The organism is Gluconobacter sp. P5B12 (assembly GCF_018812035.1).
In the GTDB taxonomy this organism is placed as follows: Bacteria; Pseudomonadota; Alphaproteobacteria; order Acetobacterales; family Acetobacteraceae; genus Gluconobacter.
The window spans coordinates 139,562-159,150 of sequence record NZ_JACRVV010000001.1 but is presented as its reverse complement, the minus strand read 5'-3'; the positions used below and the strand labels follow the sequence as shown (position 1 = coordinate 159,150).

Genomic DNA, 19,589 nt, shown 5'->3' with positions numbered 1-19,589 from the left:
TTGAGGGGAACAATCATCCGTCACGTTGTGGACGGCAGTTTTTCAAACAGTGCCGGGACAGTACAAGAATGCTCAAACGGATAGCCGCCAGTATTGTGGGCCTCGGTGCAGTGGGCGGCCTCGGTTTCCTCGCCTATGCGTGGTACCCCGCAATCGCCCCCATCTCCCCTCCCACTGCGGCCTCTTTTTCCGCAGACGCCATCAAGCGTGGCGAAATCGTTGCCGCCGGTGGATACTGTGCCGAATGTCACACCCGCGTGGATGGCACCCCCGGCCCCGAACTGGCCGGTGACTTCAAGATGGCCACCCCATTCGGCGACATCTTTTCTTCCAACATCACGCCTGACCCGGAATGGGGTATCGGCAACTGGTCTCTGGAAGCCTTCAAGCGTGCCATGAACAAGGGCATTGCCCGTGATGGCTCACAGCTTTACCCTGCGTTCCCGTTCGACCATTTCACAAAGGTCAACGATCAGGACGTCTCGGACCTGTATGCGTATCTGATGACGCGTCCAGCCATACATCTGAAGCCGCGTGACAACACGGTCCCCTTCCCGATCAACATCCGCCTGATCGGTCAGGGTTTCTGGAAGCTCCTGTTCTTTACGCCAGGCCGCTACCAGAACGACCCGAAGCATGATGCGCAATGGAACCGCGGGGCCTATCTGGCCGAAGGTAACGCCCATTGTGGTGCCTGCCATACGCCGCGTAACCTTCTGGGTGCAGAGAAGCTGAGCCATGCTTATGACGGTGCTGTCATTGATGGCTGGATTGCTCCACCGCTGAATGACCACAACCCAACACCGGTTGTCTGGACGGAAGACGAGTTCTTCCAATACCTGCGCTTCGGCGTCGCTCCGCTGCATGGTTCTGCTGCTGGCCCGATGTCTCCGGTGCCGCATCGCTTCCTGTCCAAGATTCCGGAAGACGATGTGCATGCCATTGTTCATTATTATGCAGACGTCGCGAAGGCTGCCCAGCGTTCTCAGGGCGATCAGGCTGCCATTACTCGCGCCATGCAGATGTCCGGCAAGGATCTGACTGGCCCGCAGACACTGGATGCGGATGCGCGCCTGTATCAGGGAGCCTGTGGCGCCTGCCATTACAACTCTGGCCCAATGCCCGTTTCCGGCCGCCCGGAACTGGCTCTGAACAACGCACTTTGGCTGGATGAGCCGAACAATCTCTTCCAGGTGATGCTGCATGGCATCGGCGCTGCCGAAGGTCAGGACAACATCGCCATGCCAAGCTTCTACACGGCCCTTTCGGACCATGACATGGCCCGCATCGCCACGTATCTCCGCCGCACCCGCACCACTCTGCCCCCCTGGACGGATCTGGAAAAGAAGGCCGCGGCTGCCCGCGCCACGCTGTCCGCACCGCCCGTTAACGCCTCGCACTGATCCGGGCAGGACAGGGAAAACGAAATATGACCACGAAATTTGAACTCAACGGACAGCCCGTTTCGGTCGATGCACCGGATGATACCCCTCTGCTGTGGGTCTTGCGGGACGAACTGAACCTGACCGGCACCAAGTTTGGCTGCGGCATCGGCGAATGCGGTGCCTGTACCGTTCATGTGGGTGGGCGCGCAACACGCTCCTGCATCACGCCGCTGTCTTCCATCGAAGGCGCCTCGATCACCACGATTGAGGGGCTGGACCCGGAAGGCAATCACGTCGTGCAGGTTGCCTGGCGTGACCAGCAGGTGCCGCAGTGCGGCTACTGCCAGTCCGGCCAGATCATGCAGGCCGCAAGCCTTCTGAAAGATTATCCGAAGCCGACGGATGAAGAGATTGACGGCGTCATGGGCGGCAGTCTCTGCCGTTGCATGACGTATGTCCGCATCCGCAAGGCCATCAAGGAAGCAGCTGCCGCGCAGCAGGGAGGCGCCACCAATGGCTAAGATCGAACAGATCGCCAAGAGATCCGACGCAGGCCGCCTGTCTCGCCGCAGTTTTCTGATGACGGCAGCAGGCGCAGGTCTAATGTTCGGCTTCGCCCGCAAGGCCGAAGCTGCGCAGACCTACCCCTCTGCTATGCCGCCGGAAGCCGCGTTCGAGCCGAACATGTGGTGCGCCATCGCGCCGGACGGTTCCATCAACGTGAACGTTGTCCGTGCCGAAATGGGTCAGCACGTCGGCACCGCCCTCGCCCGCATTATTGCGGACGAAATGGAAGCCGACTGGGATCACATCAAGATCACGGAAGTGGACACCGCCCCGAAATGGGCCGGCAAGTTCGTAACCGGCGGGTCCTGGTCCGTCTGGGATACGTGGGACACGTTCCGTCAGGCTGGCGCCGCGGCCCGCACGATCATGCTGGAGGAAGGCGCAAAGCTGCTCGGTACCACGCCGGACAAGTGCGTTGCCCGCAACAGCACGGTCACGGCAGGCAGCAAGAGCGTCTCTTATGGCGAGATCGTTTCCAAAGCCAAGCCGACGCGCAGCTTCACGGCTGACGAAATGGCCAAGCTGCCACTTAAGCCTGCCAGTGAGCGTCGCCTGATCAGCAAGCCGGTTCCTGCTCTGGATATTCCGGACAAGACGACCGGCAAGGCCATTTACGGCATCGACGTGAAGCTCGAAGGGATGGTCTATGGCCGCCCCAAGATGCCGCCGACGCGCTACGCCGCGAAGGTTCAGTCTGTTGATGACAGCGAAGCCAAGAAGATCCCGGGCTACGTCCGCTACGTTATTCTGGATGACCCTTCGGGCATCGTTCCGGGCTGGGTCGTGGCTCTGGCCAAGACCTATCCAGCCGCCATCAAGGCTGCGGACGTTCTAAAGGTTCAGTGGAATCCCGGTCCGACGATCAATGTCTCGGAAGCAGACATCATCGAGCATGGCCGCAAGCTGATTGCAGATCAGAGCACTGGCGCTCGCGTCTTCAACGATAAGGGTGTGGACGAGGCATTTGCCCATCCGGCACACTCCTTCGAACGCAGCTACACCTGTGCCTCTGTCGCGCATTACCAGCTTGAGCCGGTCAATGCGGTGGCCCGTCATATTGATGGCATGTGGGAAATCCACACCGGCAACCAGTGGCAGTCCCTCGTTCTACCGCAGCTCTCCAAGGCGCTTCAGGTGCCCGAAGAGCAGGTTGTCATGCGCACTTACCTGCTGGGCGGCGGGTTTGGTCGCCGCCTGAATGGTGATTATTCCATCCCGGCAGCTCTGGCGTCCAAGGCCATCGGTGGCGCACCGGTCAAGCTGATCCTGACACGTTCGGACGATATGGCGTTTGACTCCATTCGTTCCCCCTCTCTTCAGACGGTTCGCGTCGCACTCGATGCAGACCAGAAGAAGATTGTGGCGATGGATTACGCTGCAACAGCAGGCTGGCCCACACTCGTCATGGCACCGGCATTTCTGGCCAAGGGCGAAGACGGCAAGTCCTACGATCCGTTTGCCATTGCGGGCGCTGATCACTGGTACGAAACCGGGCCAACCCGCATCCGTGCCATCACGAACGATCTGGCCAACAAGACTTTCCGTCCGGGCTGGCTCCGTTCCGTGTCCGCAGGTTGGACGCCCTGGGCGCTTGAATCCTTCCTCGACGAACTGGCTCACCAGACGAAGCAGGACCCGCTGGCATTCCGCCTGTCCATGTTCACAGCGACAGGACGGAACGAAGGCTCCGCTCCCAATGCTGTCGGCGGTGCCAAGCGTCAGGCCGCAGCCCTTCAGCGCCTTGCCGACAAGATCAACTATGGCAAGACGCAGCTTCCGGCGGATACCGGCATTGGCATCGCGACCAGTTTCGGACAGGAACGCGGTATGCCGACCTGGACGGCTGGAGCGGCACAGGTCCACGTTGATCGCAAGACCGGCGTCATCACCTGTCAGAAACTCTGGCTGGTTCTGGATGCTGGCACGATCGTTGATCCGGGTGGCGCACTGGCACAGACCGAGGGTGCAGCTCTATGGGGCCTGAGCATGGCGCTGTTTGAAGGCACCGAGATCGTCAATGGCACGATCAAGGACAGCAACCTCAACACCTACACACCGGTCCGTCTTCCGGACGTGCCGGACATGGATATCGAGTTCGTCCAGAACACCGAAAAGCCTACGGGCCTTGGTGAACCGGGTGTGACGGTTGTGGCGCCTGCCATCGGCAATGCCGTGTTCAATGCCATTGGTGTGCGCCTGCGCCATCTGCCAATGCGTCCGGCAGATGTGCTGCGTGAACTGAACGGTCACAACAGCTAAAATCCGGCTTTATCGTCGGAAAACAGAAACGCCGCGCCCCGGATTGGGACGCGGCGTTTTTTTATGGCTGCATCAGCCGTTGCGGTAATAATAGCTGTAGCCGTTCAGGGCCGGTGCGCCGCCCAGATGAACGTACAGAACCTTCGACCCGTCCGGGAAATATCCCTTCTTGGTCAGGTCAATCAGACCCTGCATGGATTTCCCTTCATAGACAGGATCCGTCATCATGGCTTCCGTACGGGCCGCCAGTCGGATGGCTTCGTTCGTTTCTTCGGACGGGACGCCATAGGCGGGATAGGCGTAGTCCTCGAGGATCACGATCTCATCGTCCCGCACTGTCCGACCAAGCTCTACTAGCTCGGCTGTGCGGTCCACGATCTCCCGCACTTGCTCGCGCGTCTGCTCCGGCGTTCCGGAGGCATCAATGCCAATGACCCGATCTGCACGGTCCTGCGCTGCAAATCCGACGATCATTCCCGCCTGCGTCGAGCCCGTCACGACACAGACGATAATGTAATCGAACGTGAAGCCGAGTTCCTTTTCCTGCTCCGCGACTTCTTCCGCAAAAGCAGCATAACCAACGCCGCCATATTGATGAACGGATGCACCAGCCGGAATGGCATAGGGCTTTCCGCCTGCATCCTTCACGGACTGGATGGCATCTTCCCAGCTCTGGCGGATACCGATATCAAAGCCATCTTCCACAATGCGGGACTCAGCTCCCATGAGGCGTGTCATGAGGATATTGCCCACACGATCATAAACAGCGTCATAATGCGGCACCCATTTCTCCTGCACGACAACGCATTTCATACCCAGCTTGGCCGCTGTCGCTGCGACCATGCGGGTATGATTGGACTGCACACCGCCGATAGAGACCAGCGTATCTGCGCCAGAGGCCAAAATATCCGGAACAATATATTCCAGCTTGCGGAGCTTGTTGCCCCCCATCGCCATGCCCGAATTGCAATCTTCACGCTTGGCATAGATCTGCACTTTGCCACCCAAGGCTTCGCTCAGACGTGGAAGATGCTCAATAGCCGTTTTTCCAAAAGTCAGCGGATAGCGCTCAAATTTCTCAAGGTTCACAGACAGCCTCCCAAGGTGTTCACACCCGAAAGCAGTAGTGAAATATTCTTCGAAGGTGCTTTCTAATTCAGGCAATAATTTCTGTATTTTAGTCTTAAAATAGAATTTTAATGGATGTTTCTTTTATAACTTGAGGAAATAATGAAAGATTCCATCACACCAGATCTGGACGCAATCGACCGGAACATTCTTCGCCTTCTGCAGGGCAACGGGCGCATGTCCAATGCCGAGCTGGCCGAGCGTGTAAACGTGAGCGCCGCGACATGTCATCGGCGCACCCAGAGACTGTTTCAGGACGGTTATATCCGCGGCGTTCGCGCCGAGATTGATCCCGTCAAAGTCGGACTGGGAACAATCGCTCTGGTCGGCGTCGTGCTGGACCGGTCCACTCCCGAGAGCTTCGCGGAACTGGAAGAGGCGGTGAAAACCATGCCCATGGTGCTGGACTGTCATCTGGTCGCAGGCGATTTCGATTATCTGCTGAAGATCCGTGTGGAAGACATGGCAGATTTCAATCGGCTTCACGCAGAAAAGCTGATTGCCTTTCCGGGAGTACGACAGGCACGGACGTTTTTTGTCATCAAGGAAGTCAAGGACAGCGGGCCCCTCGCGTTCTAGAATTGCGTCCGCATGGAACGTCCTGTTGCCTCTGTGCAATGACTTCCTTTGCGGTATTGTCACGTCCTTGCCTGCCACCAGCTATGGAACCCTCTGCCCATGCCCCTTCACCCCACCGTCCCGAAGCCGGAACGTTTTAGAAAAACGCGGAAGGCCCTGCGCCGCACGCTGGCGCTTGGACTGGTCGCTGGCGGCCTGCTGGCAGCCTCCGCGCAGGCGAAAGCTGACCCACGCCTTGTCATTTTTGACGATGATGGCTTCAGCATTGCCCAGTGGATGATCATCAAGGCCCCCAATGTCCGCGTGCTTGGCATCACGACTGTCACGGGTGACGTCTGGCAGAAAGAAGCGACGAATGACGCACTCCGTGGCGTGGAAGTGGCAGGCCGGGCAGACATTCCCGTTGTTCCGGGCGCCACCTACCCGTTCCTGAACTCGGAAAAGCTGACGGACCGCTGGGAAGCCCTTTACGGAAAGCTGATCTGGAAAGGGGTGTGGATGAAAAAATGGGTCGAAAAGACCGAGCAGCCCCTTCCCTACTATCATGGCCCGGATGTTGTTCCGGACCTGCCATATGGCAACCCGGTCAAGAAGCCCGAAACCGAGCGCGCAGCTGACTTCCTCATTCGGATGGTTCACCAATATCCTGGACAGGTCAGCATCATTGCAACGGGTCCGATGACCAACATCGCACTGGCCCAGACGCTTGATCCGGAATTTGCGGGCCTTGCAAAAGAACTTGTTTACATGGGCGGTGGCCTGAACCCGCGCCAGACACGGCCCGGCGTTGTGGCACACCAGTTCGCGCGGGAATTCCTCAACAGCCCCCGTCGTGAATTCAACTTCCGTCTGGACCCGGAAAGCGCAAGTGCGGCCCTTCGCGCGCCATGGAAGCACATCGTGATGGTCCCGGCCGATCCATCAACGGATACCGAGCTCACGCCGGAATTCCTGAAGAAACTGGAAGCGACCGGCACGCCGGTCGGGCATGTCATGAAGTGGCATCTGAGCGGCTTCCCGCTCTGGGATGAAATTGCAGCATCCGTCTGGCTAGACCCGAGCATTATCACGGAAAAGCAGGATCTGTTCGTAGATGTGAACAGCCAGTTCGGCCCCGGCTATGGTGACGTTGTGTCCTGGACGCCGGGCTATGAGCCAGGTCTGGGCGAACGCAAGAACGAAGTTGTCCTGCGCATCAATGTTCCGAAACTTGAAAAGCAGATCCTTGATCTGATTGGCAGCCCACAGGCTCCTGTCAGCGGACATCCTCTCCCCTGAAACACAAAAGCCCCGTTGCCATCCGGCCGCGGGGCTTTTTTCAGACGGCGGGAAGAGCGACCTGCTCTTTGGGCCAGCGGCGATGAAGCCAAAGCCATGCTCCTGGCCTTTCGCGGATCCACCGTTCCAGCGTCTCGTTCATGGCGACGCAGATTGACCGGATATCTGCATGACGATCGCCCGTTCGTTCAGCCTGAAGCGGGGCTTCACACACCATGCGGAACCGCCCGTTCCCCAGTCGCACGATATGGACGGGTATGATGGGCAGATTAAAGCGCAAGGCCAATTGCGCCACAGCCGGTGCCGTCATGGCATCCCGCCCCAGAAACGGAATGGCCAACCCGTCATTCATTTTCTGATCCACCAGAAAACCCAGTGAGCCACCGCTCTGCAGATGCGTTAAGGCCTGTCGGGCACCCTTGGGGCCTTTGGGAAACATGGTTCCTGTCGGGCCGAGAGCTTTCTGTCGCATTCTCTGCGTCAGGAGATCAATGACCGGATTGGACGAGGCTCGATAAAAACCCGCAACTGGCATACCCAGACTGGTTGCGATGGGCAGAATGAGCTCCCAGTTCCCCAGATGCCCTGAGAAGAACAGAGCCTGTGATCCGTTCGCTTTCAGAGCATCGATGTGCTCTTCGCCTTCAACCTCCCAGCCTGGCCCGCTATCCGTGCGGGTAAACGATGCAAGGTGGGGCAACTCTGTCACGTTCCGTCCCAGATTGGTCCACACATCCCGAATAATCTGCTGCCGTTCCGCCGCCGACAGGTCAGGGAAAGCCAGCTGGAGATTCTGGTCCGCAATGCGGGTTGCACGAAGCTTCATCCCCACATTGCGCATTAGCCAGCCGCCAGCTGTCGAGGCATATTGCGGACCAACACTGCGCAGGAGGTTAATGACACTCCCGAGCGCAGCTGATTGCACATGATGAGACAGACGGGACAAAACAGGAGCGATTGGAGCCATGCGACGATAGTCGCGTTAAAAACAAGATAATCAATTCTTGTTTTGTATCTAATTAATACATGCATTTCTTGTTTTATACTTTATTTGTAATTTTTTTGAAATATTCAGATATAATTTTGTTTTTTAATAAATAATGATTTCGAATTTTATTTTTAAATTCTTACGTCTAGGGCCTGTGCCTCACTGAGACACAGGCCTGAAACATCAGGAGAAAAGTTCCCACGACACCTTCAGACTGGCATCGCCACACTGTGTTCTCGCGCAAACTTTTCCAGTGCATCGAGATAAACCGTCCGCTCCTCTTCCGAAATCCAGGCAGCCTGAAACGCATTTCGGCTGATCTGTATGAGTTCGTCCTGTGTCAGGTCCGCTGCACTTTGCGCCTTGGCGAAACTCTCCGTCATATACACGCTCTGCATGTAACCCGGATCGTCGGAATTGATCGTGATTTTCAGTCCCGCTGCCAGCATGTCCCGAATATCCTGACGGGACCGCCCCGGCCTGATGACATCGTTCGGAGACGGACACAGCGTGAATGTCACGCCCTTGTCCCGAGCCATCGCAATTAGTTCGGGCTTTTCCAGCACATTCAATCCATGATCGAGGCGCTCGCTGCCCAGATCCTGAAGAGCCTGCCGGATATGCTCATGCGTATTCTGCTGATCGAGATCACAATGCATGGTCAAGTGAAGGCCCAGCGCTCTTGCACGGGCGAATGTTTTCGCAAATTTGGCTGGCGGATTACCCTTTTCGTCTGAATCCAGACCTACACCAATGATGCGGCTCCGACCCGGTCTTTCAAGATAAGGGAGAGCCTGGGTAAAGGTCTCGTCGGCAGAGTCCGCACTCATTTCACGTATGAAGCACATGATGAGGTGAGAGCGGATGCCGAAGTCCTCCTCTGCTTCCTCCTGCGCTGCATTGAAGCCCCGGATGACTGTTCCGAATGATATTCCGCGACGGGTGTGAAGCTGCGGGTCGAAGAACATCTCAGTGTAAAGCACATTCTGCTGCGCGACTTTTTTCAGATAGTCATAGCAGAGATCATGAAAATCCTGCTCGGTCTGCAGAAGTTCGACGCCTTCGTAATACAGCGTCAGAAAAGATGGCAGGTCATGATAGACGTAACCCTGTCGAATTTCTTCAGCAGAGCTGGACCTGAGAGGATGATTATTCCGCTCAGCCAGCTTGATTTTCAAGTCCGCTTCCAGCGTTCCTTCCAGATGAACATGAAGTTCAGCTTTGGGGAGCTTTTCAAGAAATTTCTGCATGCAGACAACGGACATGACCTGCTTTCCTTATCAGTCGTGATAAGCCCGCATCATGCATGTTTGCTGGAGAATTGAAACGATATCGACATGATATCTTTATTTTGAAACGGCATGGCACGTTACAAGTGCTTTGTCGTCCATCTCACTGGAAAAGAACGCGTCGTTTCCTTTGTTCCACCAGACATACTGAGCCGCAGCATATTTGGCGCCATCCGCAGCAATTACGTTTGAAAACACCTGCATGTGCCCTTCAATTGGCAGGACAGCCAAACTGATGGCATCTGCATTGATATATTGAACGGCAACGCGTTTTTGCGGCAAGCGCGAGAGAAGCTCCTTGGCCGCCTCACCGTTTCCCTGACAGGTATAAAGCACTGTCTGGCGGTCAACTGTTGTGGGAGAAGCGAGTTTGATCTGAAAACTAGTGACCTTTGATGCAAAAGCCGGATTTATCCCCAGACAAAGAACAGCCATTAAACCAAACGAATATTTTCTCATCACTTGACCCTTCCCAGCAGATTGAAGCCTTCAGTATTGCCTGAGACATCTCTTTCAGTCAGATTGAGCCGCCATTCTGTCAGCATGATGACAACTGCCCAAACCAAGGACGGACTGTGAGCTGGTTTTACGAAGAACACGGAAGCCGCAAAGGCCCGCTTTCTGAAGATGGTATGCGTGCCCTCATCTCGACCGGCAGTATTGAGCACTCAACTCTGTGCTGGACCGAGGCCTTCGGTGCGGAATGGCATCCGGCAGGCAGTTGCGCGTTCTGGCCGCCCCAGCCCGAAGGAGTCCCGCCTGCCCTGCCCCCCAGCAGGGTCTCGAACCGCTGGGCTTGGCTGAGCATTCTTGGCCCCTTCGTCAGCAGCATGATCGTCAACGTTCTGGCCTGGTTCGGCAACATCCCTGACCGCCAGTCCAGCATCATTGCCGTTCTTCTCAGCTTTGCGATCATCTTCACCTCCATGCTGACAGATCGCCGCGCCCTGATTGCTGCTGGCTTCCGTCCCGGCTCTGCATTCTGGATCCTGATCCCGCCGCTCTATTTCTGGCGGCGTATCCAGTTTGTCGGCAAAGGAATGCTGCTGTTTTTCCTGTCGCTGCTGGTCTTCCTGTTCCAGTTCGTGCCTTCTTTTTCAGAAAGCTGGCACATCATGCACAACCCGAATGGCCTCTCCAGCTACGTCTCCAAACACTACGATCTCTGATCGCGATACTCAGCAGAAACGGCGATAGAACTGCTCTGTCTTGAGGGCCTGCTCTTCCAGCACATGGAAGGACAGGTCCCATGTTCTGCCCGGCTGCTGCCTCAGGCGCACAAGCCCAGCGGCAAGTGCGTCGATACAGTCCGGCTTAACCAGACAGTCCGATACATTTTCCAGAATATCCAGAACGCCCCCCGCTGCTGTCGCGCAGACAGGTAATCCTGCCGCCATCGCTTCCAGCAGCACCAGCCCAAATGGCTCCCGTCTGGAGGGCAGAACAAATCCGTCAAAGGCACAGAACACGTCCGGCACATCTGACCGGTAGCCCGCGAAAATGATGCGATCCCTGTACTCTGCGCAGACGTTTTCAAGCCGCGCACGTTCTGGGCCGTCCCCAATCAGAACAAGATATGTGTCGGTCGGCAGAACAGCCTGTCTCCAGGCCTGAAGGAGACAATCAAACCGTTTCTCTTCCACCATTCTTCCAACGGCACAGATCACAAAAGCTTCCGATGGAAGGCGATGCTCCTGCCGGAAGCCTTCCCGAAGCCTAGTACGCTCCGGATGGCAGAGGACGGAAGGAATGGTCCAGTTTGCAATCACTGCGCTCTGGTTCCGACAGCCTGCCGGCAGGCTGTCCTGTTGCCACCGGGCAATGCAGATCAGGCCGTCATGTTTTCCATAAGTTCTGACACGATAAGCATTGTGGAGCGTACCGATGACGGGGGTCTCACCCATCAGTCCCAGAATCTTCAAAACTCCTGCCCGGATCGACGCCTTACCCAGATGAGTATGGATGATATCGAAGGTCTCGTTCCATACCAGCGCCGTCAATGTCGGCAGATATCCTGCGCGATAAGCCCTTACGATACGGACTGAGGGTGAAAAGTGATGCGCAATATCTCCGCCTGTTCGAAGATCAGCGGTATGACGCTCCAGAAGCACCGTTACGTCATGCGTCTGAGCCTGCTGGTTCGCGAGTTCCGCGACATGGCGTTCCGTGCCCGCGAATTCCCGCGTTAGAAGACAGTGAAGAATCCTCACTGCCCGCCTCCTTAGCGAATACTACCGTTCCCGGCCCAGACGCCTTCAATGATAGGGCCTGTCCGCGAAGACATCCGCTGTCGGGGCGGCTGAGGCTGGCAGGCCACAAAATACAGACCGATCACAAACGTCAGCTGAGACAGTGTCATGAGCTGAGATAGAATCCAGCCAATGCCGACCCCGTCCACGCTGCGGAAAAGCTGATAGATGAGAAATGCCATGGCAATCATCCGCATGCTCAGCATCATGGGGCGAAGGGGATTCAGCATGTTTGGCCGGATCATCGGGATCGTTTTTTTCATGCCCAGAAAGAAGGCAAGGTTCATGAACCAGATCAGCGATGTATCCACCACACCGCCCATCGTTGCGCCAAACAGCACGATCGGCAGAAGCAGCGCTGCGCCGTTCAGCATCAATGAGCCGAGCTGAAAGCTCATGCCCAACTGCACAACGGGAAGAACTGACGGCAGTCTGTTCGCGACGGGCTGAAAAAGCCGGTCAATCAGCCAGTCATCAAAGCGGACGATAAAATTGGAAGAGGTCATAGTAGTTTTATTCTTAGCGGCCTCTGATTGACCGCGTCACATGATTTTTTATTCATCCTTCGGCAATCCTCCTTCGGTAGACAGCATCCCTGACAGTCGATTTACTGCCGGGCAGAACATTTTACCCGTAGGAAGTTCATAACCTATGCCCGGTTTTTCCCGCCTGACCCGTGTGACCCTGCTCGCAGCCTCCATGCTGGCCCCGCCTCTCCTGACGGGCGCACATGCTGCCCCTGCGGTGCCTCAGGCTGCCACGGCAGCACCGGCCTCCGTCACCCGTGCCACCTTGCCCAATGGCCTGCGTGTCGTGATTGTGCGGGATACTCTGGCACCCGTTGTACAGACGATGCTCAATTATGAAGTGGGCTCCGTCAACGCACCCAAAGGTTTTCCGGGAACGGCACACGCCCTTGAGCACATGATGTTCAATGGCTCCGAAACACTCTCCCGGGACCAGCTTTCCACCATCAGCGCTCAGCTCGGCAACAATGATAACGCCGACACGACGTCTGACGTCACCCAATACTATTTCAAGGCCCCTGCTGCGGACCTTGATGTCCTTCTGCGGATCGAAGCCGGTCGTATGCGCGGTCTGAACATCACAGAGAAAGAGTGGGCCCATGAACGAGGCGCCATTGAGCAGGAAGTCTCACGCGACCTGTCGAGCCCCATCTACCGCTATCTCTCTCAGGTGCGCGCCGCACTTTACGCAGGCACACCTTACGAGCACGACGCACTCGGGACGCGTCCCTCTTTCGATGCCACGACTGCCCCGCTTTTGAAGCAGTTCTACAACTCCTGGTATGCTCCCAACAACGCCATCCTCGTTATTACGGGCGATGTGGACCCGCAGGACACTCTGAAGAAAGTTCAGGCAGCCTTTGGCAATATTGCCGCGACCACACTTCCTGCCCGCGCCGCTGTCACCCCCACGCCAGCCAAGGCACAATCCCTGTCGTTGGATACAGATCTACCCATCGGCCTTGTCACCATGGCCTGGCGGATGCCGGGGCAACGTGACCCGAACTATGCTGCCGTAACCCTGCTGGCCGATGCCATTGCCAGCCAGCGCAGTGTGCTTTTCGGTCTGGTGCCGGATGGCAAGGCTCTGGACGCAGGGTTCATGTATGACCCGGATGCGCAGGCTGGCCTCGCTGTCGCCTACGCAGGCTTCCCCAAGGGAGCCAACCCGGATGAGCTCCGCCGGACGCTTGCGTCTCTCATGGATAACTTTCGCAAAAACGGAATTCCTGCGGACCTGATCGAAGCCGCCCGTCGCAAAGAGATTGCATCTCTGGAGTTCAATGCGAACAGCATTTCGGAACTCGCAGAGAACTGGTCCCAGGCTGTCGCCATCCAGCATCTTGAAAGCCCGGATGATATGATCGCGGCCTTCCGGAACGTCACGAAGGCACAGGTGGATGAGCTGGCCAAAACGCTCCTTGATCCGCAACACGCCATCAGCGCCACCCTGACGCCGAGTGAAAAGGGCAAAGCCATTGGCGGTAAAGGATTTGGTGGCGCAGAGTCTTTCAACACACCACCATCAGGCAAAGTCAGCCTCCCAGCATGGGCGGAAGAAGCCCTCGCACGGTTGAGCATTCCGGCCGCGGCACCTCTTCCCAAGGCCTATACACTTTCGAATGGTCTGCACCTTCTGGTCCAGCCCGAGCATGTCAGCCATACGGTCGAGCTGATCGGCTCCATCCGGCAGAATGCATCCCTGCAGCAGCCTGCTGGCAAGGAAGGCGTTGCTGGCCTGACGTCTGACATGTTCCTGTATGGCAGCACCTCTCATGACCGTCTGGCCCTTGCCAGCGCGCTTGATGACATCTCGGCAGATGAAAGCGCTGGCCCTGGTTTCAGTCTCAGCACACTCACCCAAAATTTCAGTAAGGGCCTGTCCCTGCTGGCAGAGCACGAACTGCACCCTGCCTTCCCGGAAAAGGCCTTCCATGTCACGCAGATGGAAGCCATTCAGGCCCGCGCGGGTGAGCTTCAGTCTCCAACCTACCGCTTTGGCCGTGCCACCCGCCGGGCGCTTGTCCCTGCAACTGACCCGACCCTTCGCGAGGCCACTCCAGCTACGTTGAGCAAAATTACGCTCGCTGACGTCAAAGCCTATTACACGGCCACATATCGCCCGGACTTGACGACGATTGTGGTTGTCGGGGACATCAGCCCTGAAGATGCTCATGAACAGGTTGAAAAGGCTTTTGGCGGCTGGAAGGCTGAAGGCCCTGCCCCTGTCGTTGATCTGCCATCCATTCCTCTCAGCAAGGCCTCTCAGGCTGTTGTCGCAGATCCAGGACGTTCACAGGATGACGTGAAACTCGTGGAGACCATTGGCATGAAGGTCACGGACCCGGATCGTCATGCTCTAGCTGTCGGAAACGAAATCCTTGGCGATGGGTTCTCTTCCCGCCTGATGCAGGATTTGCGCGTTCGCACAGGCTATGTGTACGGGGCAGGAAGTGCCTTCAGTTACTCCCGGACCCGCGGCTCCTTCGGCATCAGCTTTGGTGCGGACCCGGACAAAGTGAACAAGGCACGCGCCCTGGCAATCAAGGACGTGCAGGATATGCGCAGCCAGCCTGTCTCTCAGGAAAGTCTGGATCTGGCCAAAGCGTCTCTGCTGCGTCGGCAGCCTATGGCACGCGCCAGCTTCGGGGCTCTCGCTGGCAGCTATCTGGATCTGATTGATCTGGGGCTGCCTTTGAATGCGCCAGCAGAGGCAGCTCAGGCGATTTACGACATGACACCTGCGCAGGTGCAGGCCGCGTTCAGCAAGTGGGTTCGCCCAGATGATCTCGCGCAGATCGTCCTTGGCCCACAGCCGAAGTAAACACTCTACTTCAGGCCGGGATATTCATATTCCGGCCTGATCCCTTAACGCCAGATCGTCATCAGAACACCACCTGAGACGATCAACAGTCCCCCGACGCAGACAGGTAAGGTCAGGCTCTGACCAAACGCAAAATACGCTACCACCTGAGCGGCAATAAAAAACAGCGCAACATAGACGCCCATCAATCGCCCGAAGTCCCAGTCCGGAAGATTGACGGTTATTCCATAGATGAAAAGTACCAGCGCGCCTGCGGAGATAAAGCCTACACGCCCCAGACCTGCCGTATGCAGCCCGGTTCGCACCAAGGCGTCACCGCCGACTTCCAGAAATGCGGCGATCAGTAGAAGCGCCATGAGCCAGACAGTCTGCATTTCCAGATATCCTTACAAAAAAAGCCGGGCACGACAGCCCGGCTTTTGATGAAATTACAAATCCTGCAGCTTTTCAGCCTAGGAACCCTTCAGCCTGAAGAACTGACAGCGCCTGCTGGATGCGATGCTTGTAAAGATGCTGCTCCATCGTTCTGGCCTGTGCCTTACGGCTCATCGCGAGACGGGCTTCATCATCCCCTACGTATTTCTCAACCAGCCGCTCGAAATCAATCCGGTTTGAGAAAACCGGAATTTCGTCTGCATCGTAGTACCGGCGAAGCTCATGCGTATCTTCGTGAAACACCTGGAACGCGCCTGCCAGAGCAGCTTCAAACGTCCGGGGGCCAGGCGTGGAAGGAGCGATCACAAAACGCTTGTTTTCGAAGTGGAGTGAGCGCCCCAGATTCAGAACCAGCTTGGACCGGCGATACAGTTCTACCAACTGGGACTTCTCGATCCGGGCATCGGAGAAACCAATGCCCAGCTCGCCCCAACCTGGACCGATAATCTTGATATTCAGGTTACGCAGGACCGGCAGCAGATTGCGGACAATGTCCTTCCGGCTCGTGAACGCCACGCCACAGAACAGAACATCGATCGTTTTTTCGACATTCTCTTCGATCGGCATGTAATGCAGGCTCGGGCTTGCTGCCAGCGGAAGATGGAACACCAGATCGCGCTGATAGAAATTGTGGCCCCAGCGGTCACAGGAGAAAACGACGTCGAAGTCATCGGCGATGCGATAGTTCGCATCCTGCTCATAGGGATCTTCTGTCGCCCAGAAAACCGTCACAGCGCCAATCTTCTTGGCTTCGCGACAGACTTCGCCGAAATAGGTGCTCTCCGGCAGGTACGACCCAATGGCGAAAACGATTGTGGGCTTCAGGATCTTAATGGATGCAGCTGCTGCGGAAATATGAACAGCTGTAACGTTTTCTTCGCCAAAGCACTCAGCCCACCCATCCATGATCGACTCACGGATCTGGGCATTGGCCTGACTTTCATAACGCCCACCACTGCACACCAGAACACGTCCGGTCAGGCCAGACACTTTCCGCTCCGTTTCAGAGGAACGATCTTTCACTTCTGTCGACATAGCCTCACCTGTTTCCTTAAACTTCATGCCCCGGGTGGGTGGCGTCTTCAAGCTATACACGCCTGCAGGATCTTGGACAGATCCTGTCGGAACTGCGCTGGCGCACAATCCCGCTCCACCGCCTTCAGCGCTTCACTTCTCAGCCGGGCCCAGAGTTCGCTATCCTGATAAAGACGGGCGACATCTGACGCAAATGCTTTGGCATCATCGGCAGGCGCAGACAGCAATTCCACATCATTTGTCCAGCCGACCTGACCCGCCAGGAGGGTCGTCACAACCATTGGAACCCCGAATGCCGCAGCTTCCTGGACCTTGAACGGCAGACCGCCCGCAAACCTTGTTGGCGCCACGAAGACACGATGTCTGTCGAACAGCGGGGCAAGATCATGCACAGGACCAACGATATCCACGCGAGGATGCCGCGCAAACGCACTCACATCCACAGAAGGATGAATGAAGCCCGCGATCGTAAACCGAACGTCCGGAGGCAGAAGTTCGTCAAGGACTGGTAGAACCTCTCCGACAAACCACTCCAGACTGTCATGGTTCGGCGCGCCCTCATCATGCAGTGCCCCCAGGAAGAGAATATCTTTCCGGGCCTCGAATGCTGCGCGCGTCGGACGGGTTCGCATTTCATGTCCCAGCACGGAAACATTCTCATACCCGGCACGGCGCACAAATCCGGCATCCTTCTGCGTTACCGCGACGATCTGCTGGCAGTAGTGGGCGCATTCCAGTTCCCGACGCAGCATCTCGTCAAAGCTCAATGCCGGCTTGGGCAAATCAAGCACCTTGATGCGCTCCAGCGTACGGGGCGTGGAAATCACTTCCGTATCCAGAACAGCTCCACCCGTTGGCAGGTAACGGCTGGCCTCGTTCATAATTGGCAGGAGCCGCGCCATGTTATGCGTACGTCCGACCCACACAAGATCGTAATATCCGGCCCGGGCTTGGATAAAATCTGGAAAGGTGGAAAGATGCTGATCCGCAATCAGCTCTACTGTCTCCGGGAAATCTCCAAACAGATCCAGCTCGCTCTGATCCCTGGGCAGCATGGGGAACACTGTGACCTGATACCCCAGTGCGGCCATAGCCCGAACCACATCATTGGAACGGACATACCCTGAGCCCAAGCGCCTTAATGGCAGGCGGTCTTCAATGAACAGGATGTGCTTCCGATCTGAACGCCGCTCGCGAGCCTGCACTGCATTTCGGATATGAGCCGGCTGCTGATGGCGCAGAAAATCCTGATGCACGCGCGAAAAAATCCGCAGATTGGCATGCATCAGGGTCTGAGATCCGGCAGAGCCAGAACTGCCGTACTCAAGATGCTCAACCACCACGTTAGGATCATAAACGATCCGCGCACCCATCTTGAGAATACGAACGCACAAATCCGCATCTTCAAAATAGGCCGGACGGTACCGTAAATCGTAACCGCCCAACTGAATCAGAATGGACGACCGCACCATGAGAAATGCTGCGGAACAATAGTCCACATCTCTCACGAAATTCGCTTCAGGGAGGTTCGGACTATCTTCGCGGCGATATCCATACGTCGCGCCATCACGCCAGATAATGGAACCTGCTTCCTGCAGGCGCATATTGGTGCGGATCAGCTTCGCCCCCACCGCCCCGATATCGCTGTCCGAACGCAGACGCTGCAAGGCATGTGCGATACTGTCCGGGTAGAGACGCAGATCGTTGTTCAGATAAAGAACAAATGGCGCATCAACTTCTGCAAGACCTGCATTACAGCCTTCCAGATATCCAATGTTATACCTGAAACGCAGGATCTTGGCGCCGTGAACCATTTCGTCGAGACGACGTGTCTGATCGTGTGAACCAGAATCCACAACGATCAGCTGGATGGCTCCGGCATAGTTTGCGCGTAGGGACGCCAGAGCCTGCATTGTCAACGCAATCCGGTCATAGACCACGACAATGACACTGAGTTCCGGCACACCCGCAACAGTGAAATCCAGCGGGTGCCGCGCCAATGCGGGAAGGAGCGCCTCAGCTTCCCGTTCAAAAACCTGCCTTGACTGACTTTCCTCAATCTCCGGGGCTTCAACCAACGAAGCGCGCTGCCCCTCTCCCATTCTGGCCGCAACCAGATGAGCAAAGGGACTGTCATACAGGTGATTGCGAACGTCGTTGCGGACCTGTGGGCGGCTCAGGTGAGCGGCAAGATCCACGCCCGCTTCAGGCGCGCGCCCTTCATGCGCGCCGAACAGCAGAAAATGCTCATAGCCGTTCCGAAAGGACCCCATATCCAGACAGGCAACCACATCCGGATGTGTGTCTGCGTAGAAACTCTCGGAAAACATTTCCTGCGGATTAAACAGCCGAGGTGTTTCATTGGTAAGGTAATGATGAAGGGCGCTGCTGTACCGCCCCTCAGCAATTTCACGCCGCACTTCCGGATAGCGTTCCAGATACCAGACAGGATCAAAATACCAAGAGACACGCCCTGCATCCGCAATCTCGGACGGCAGACTGAGCCAGGATGCAAACAGGCCGATACGGCTGTCAAAATAATCCGGAAAGCGGAGGGCAAGCCGCCGACAGAGCTCATCATCGAAAAAACGATGGCCGCTATAATAACGTGCCTCGCCAATTTCCAGATAATGGTCGTAGCCGTTGAAAAACCCCTGCTCTTCCAGCGAGCGACGGGTCAGTTCAGGATACCGTCGAAGATAATCAACTTCGTCAAAAAGCCAGTGTGCCGAAAGGCCATGATATCCTTCGGCGCAATAATGCTCGAAACCGGACCGATATTTTTCCTGAATCAAGTCCCGACGAACGTCTGCGTGGGTTTCCCGATACCAGATTTCATCAAAATACCGGTTCGGAGAATGACCGTATCGCTGCCCTGTTTCAATATAGAACGCGTGAAGGTCCTGATGACCTTCATCACGCATCCAGTCCCCAACCTCCGGATAACGCAGCAGATACCACTGCGCATCAAACTGGCGCCAGCGAGGCTCGCGCGCAGCCGAGGAGGACTCAGGAACCGGATCGGACATAAAAAAACTGACCTCCA

General features: G+C 56.6%; 16 protein-coding genes. 7 read left to right on the top strand and 9 right to left on the bottom strand.

The annotated features are described in order from the left end of the window. Positions 1-68 precede the first annotated feature (68 nt). The 3 genes from KP702_RS00640 to KP702_RS00630 are packed head-to-tail and all read left to right on the top strand — an operon-like array spanning position 69 to position 4,211. Complete coding sequence (locus tag KP702_RS00640; protein WP_215768354.1) at positions 69-1,403, top strand: c-type cytochrome; 1,335 nt, start codon at positions 69-71, stop codon at positions 1,401-1,403. A 26-nt stretch (positions 1,404-1,429) separates the two neighbouring features. Continuing rightward, positions 1,430-1,906 carry a (2Fe-2S)-binding protein gene (locus tag KP702_RS00635; protein ID WP_046900117.1) on the top strand — a complete coding sequence of 159 codons (477 nt, stop codon included), beginning with the start codon at positions 1,430-1,432 and terminating at the stop codon, positions 1,904-1,906. Next, complete coding sequence (locus KP702_RS00630; RefSeq protein WP_215768353.1) at positions 1,899-4,211, top strand: molybdopterin cofactor-binding domain-containing protein; 2,313 nt, start codon at positions 1,899-1,901, stop codon at positions 4,209-4,211. Before KP702_RS00635 ends, KP702_RS00630 begins: the two co-directional genes overlap by 8 nt. Before the next feature lie 72 nt (positions 4,212-4,283). Here KP702_RS00630 and KP702_RS00625 read toward each other — a convergent pair whose 3' ends face one another. After that, on the bottom strand, positions 4,284-5,300 hold the full coding sequence (locus tag KP702_RS00625) for a 1-aminocyclopropane-1-carboxylate deaminase (protein WP_211498797.1): 1,017 nt from the start codon (positions 5,298-5,300) through the stop codon (positions 4,284-4,286). Positions 5,301-5,441: 141 nt separating this feature from the next. Between KP702_RS00625 and KP702_RS00620 the strand changes: the two genes are divergently transcribed. Then, positions 5,442-5,918 carry an Lrp/AsnC family transcriptional regulator gene (locus KP702_RS00620; RefSeq protein ID WP_211501855.1) on the top strand — a complete coding sequence of 159 codons (477 nt, stop codon included), beginning with the start codon at positions 5,442-5,444 and terminating at the stop codon, positions 5,916-5,918. Positions 5,919-6,017: 99 nt separating this feature from the next. After that, the gene (locus KP702_RS00615) at positions 6,018-7,196 is read left to right on the top strand and encodes a nucleoside hydrolase (RefSeq protein ID WP_046900120.1); all 1,179 of its coding nucleotides are present in this window, start codon (positions 6,018-6,020) and stop codon (positions 7,194-7,196) included. Positions 7,197-7,236: 40 nt separating this feature from the next. Here KP702_RS00615 and KP702_RS00610 read toward each other — a convergent pair whose 3' ends face one another. From KP702_RS00610 to KP702_RS00600, 3 genes are all read right to left on the bottom strand, one after another. After that, positions 7,237-8,163 carry a lysophospholipid acyltransferase family protein gene (locus KP702_RS00610; RefSeq protein WP_215768352.1) on the bottom strand — a complete coding sequence of 309 codons (927 nt, stop codon included), beginning with the start codon at positions 8,161-8,163 and terminating at the stop codon, positions 7,237-7,239. A gap of 230 nt (positions 8,164-8,393) precedes the next feature. Then, entirely contained in the window at positions 8,394-9,449 is a 1,056-nt protein-coding gene (gene add / locus KP702_RS00605) for an adenosine deaminase (protein WP_202206275.1), read from the bottom strand. An 81-nt stretch (positions 9,450-9,530) separates the two neighbouring features. After that, positions 9,531-9,932, bottom strand: a complete 402-nt coding sequence (locus tag KP702_RS00600; protein ID WP_237389812.1) for an MliC family protein — start codon at positions 9,930-9,932, stop codon at positions 9,531-9,533. 116 nt (positions 9,933-10,048) lie between these two features. Here KP702_RS00600 and KP702_RS00595 point away from each other — a divergent pair, with 116 nt between their 5' ends. Further along, positions 10,049-10,642, top strand: a complete 594-nt coding sequence (locus tag KP702_RS00595) for a DUF4339 domain-containing protein (protein ID WP_064273616.1) — start codon at positions 10,049-10,051, stop codon at positions 10,640-10,642. A 9-nt stretch (positions 10,643-10,651) separates the two neighbouring features. Here KP702_RS00595 and KP702_RS16355 read toward each other — a convergent pair whose 3' ends face one another. Continuing rightward, positions 10,652-11,683: a glycosyltransferase gene (locus KP702_RS16355; RefSeq protein WP_202206273.1), complete on the bottom strand. Its 1,032-nt coding sequence runs from the start codon at positions 11,681-11,683 to the stop codon at positions 10,652-10,654. Between the two features lie 11 nt (positions 11,684-11,694). Next, positions 11,695-12,228 carry a hypothetical protein gene (locus KP702_RS00585; RefSeq protein ID WP_202206272.1) on the bottom strand — a complete coding sequence of 178 codons (534 nt, stop codon included), beginning with the start codon at positions 12,226-12,228 and terminating at the stop codon, positions 11,695-11,697. Positions 12,229-12,373: 145 nt separating this feature from the next. Between KP702_RS00585 and KP702_RS00580 the strand changes: the two genes are divergently transcribed. Continuing rightward, entirely contained in the window at positions 12,374-15,073 is a 2,700-nt protein-coding gene (locus KP702_RS00580; RefSeq protein WP_202206271.1) for a pitrilysin family protein, read from the top strand. Between the two features lie 44 nt (positions 15,074-15,117). Here the strand turns inward: KP702_RS00580 and KP702_RS00575 are convergent, their stop codons facing one another. From KP702_RS00575 to KP702_RS00565, 3 genes are all read right to left on the bottom strand, one after another. After that, entirely contained in the window at positions 15,118-15,447 is a 330-nt protein-coding gene (locus KP702_RS00575) for a hypothetical protein (protein WP_202206270.1), read from the bottom strand. Positions 15,448-15,520: 73 nt separating this feature from the next. Beyond that, the gene (locus KP702_RS00570; RefSeq protein WP_202206269.1) at positions 15,521-16,543 is read right to left on the bottom strand and encodes a glycosyltransferase; all 1,023 of its coding nucleotides are present in this window, start codon (positions 16,541-16,543) and stop codon (positions 15,521-15,523) included. Positions 16,544-16,590: 47 nt separating this feature from the next. Then, entirely contained in the window at positions 16,591-19,572 is a 2,982-nt protein-coding gene (locus KP702_RS00565) for a glycosyltransferase (RefSeq protein ID WP_202206268.1), read from the bottom strand. Between the last annotated feature and the right edge of the window lie 17 nt (positions 19,573-19,589).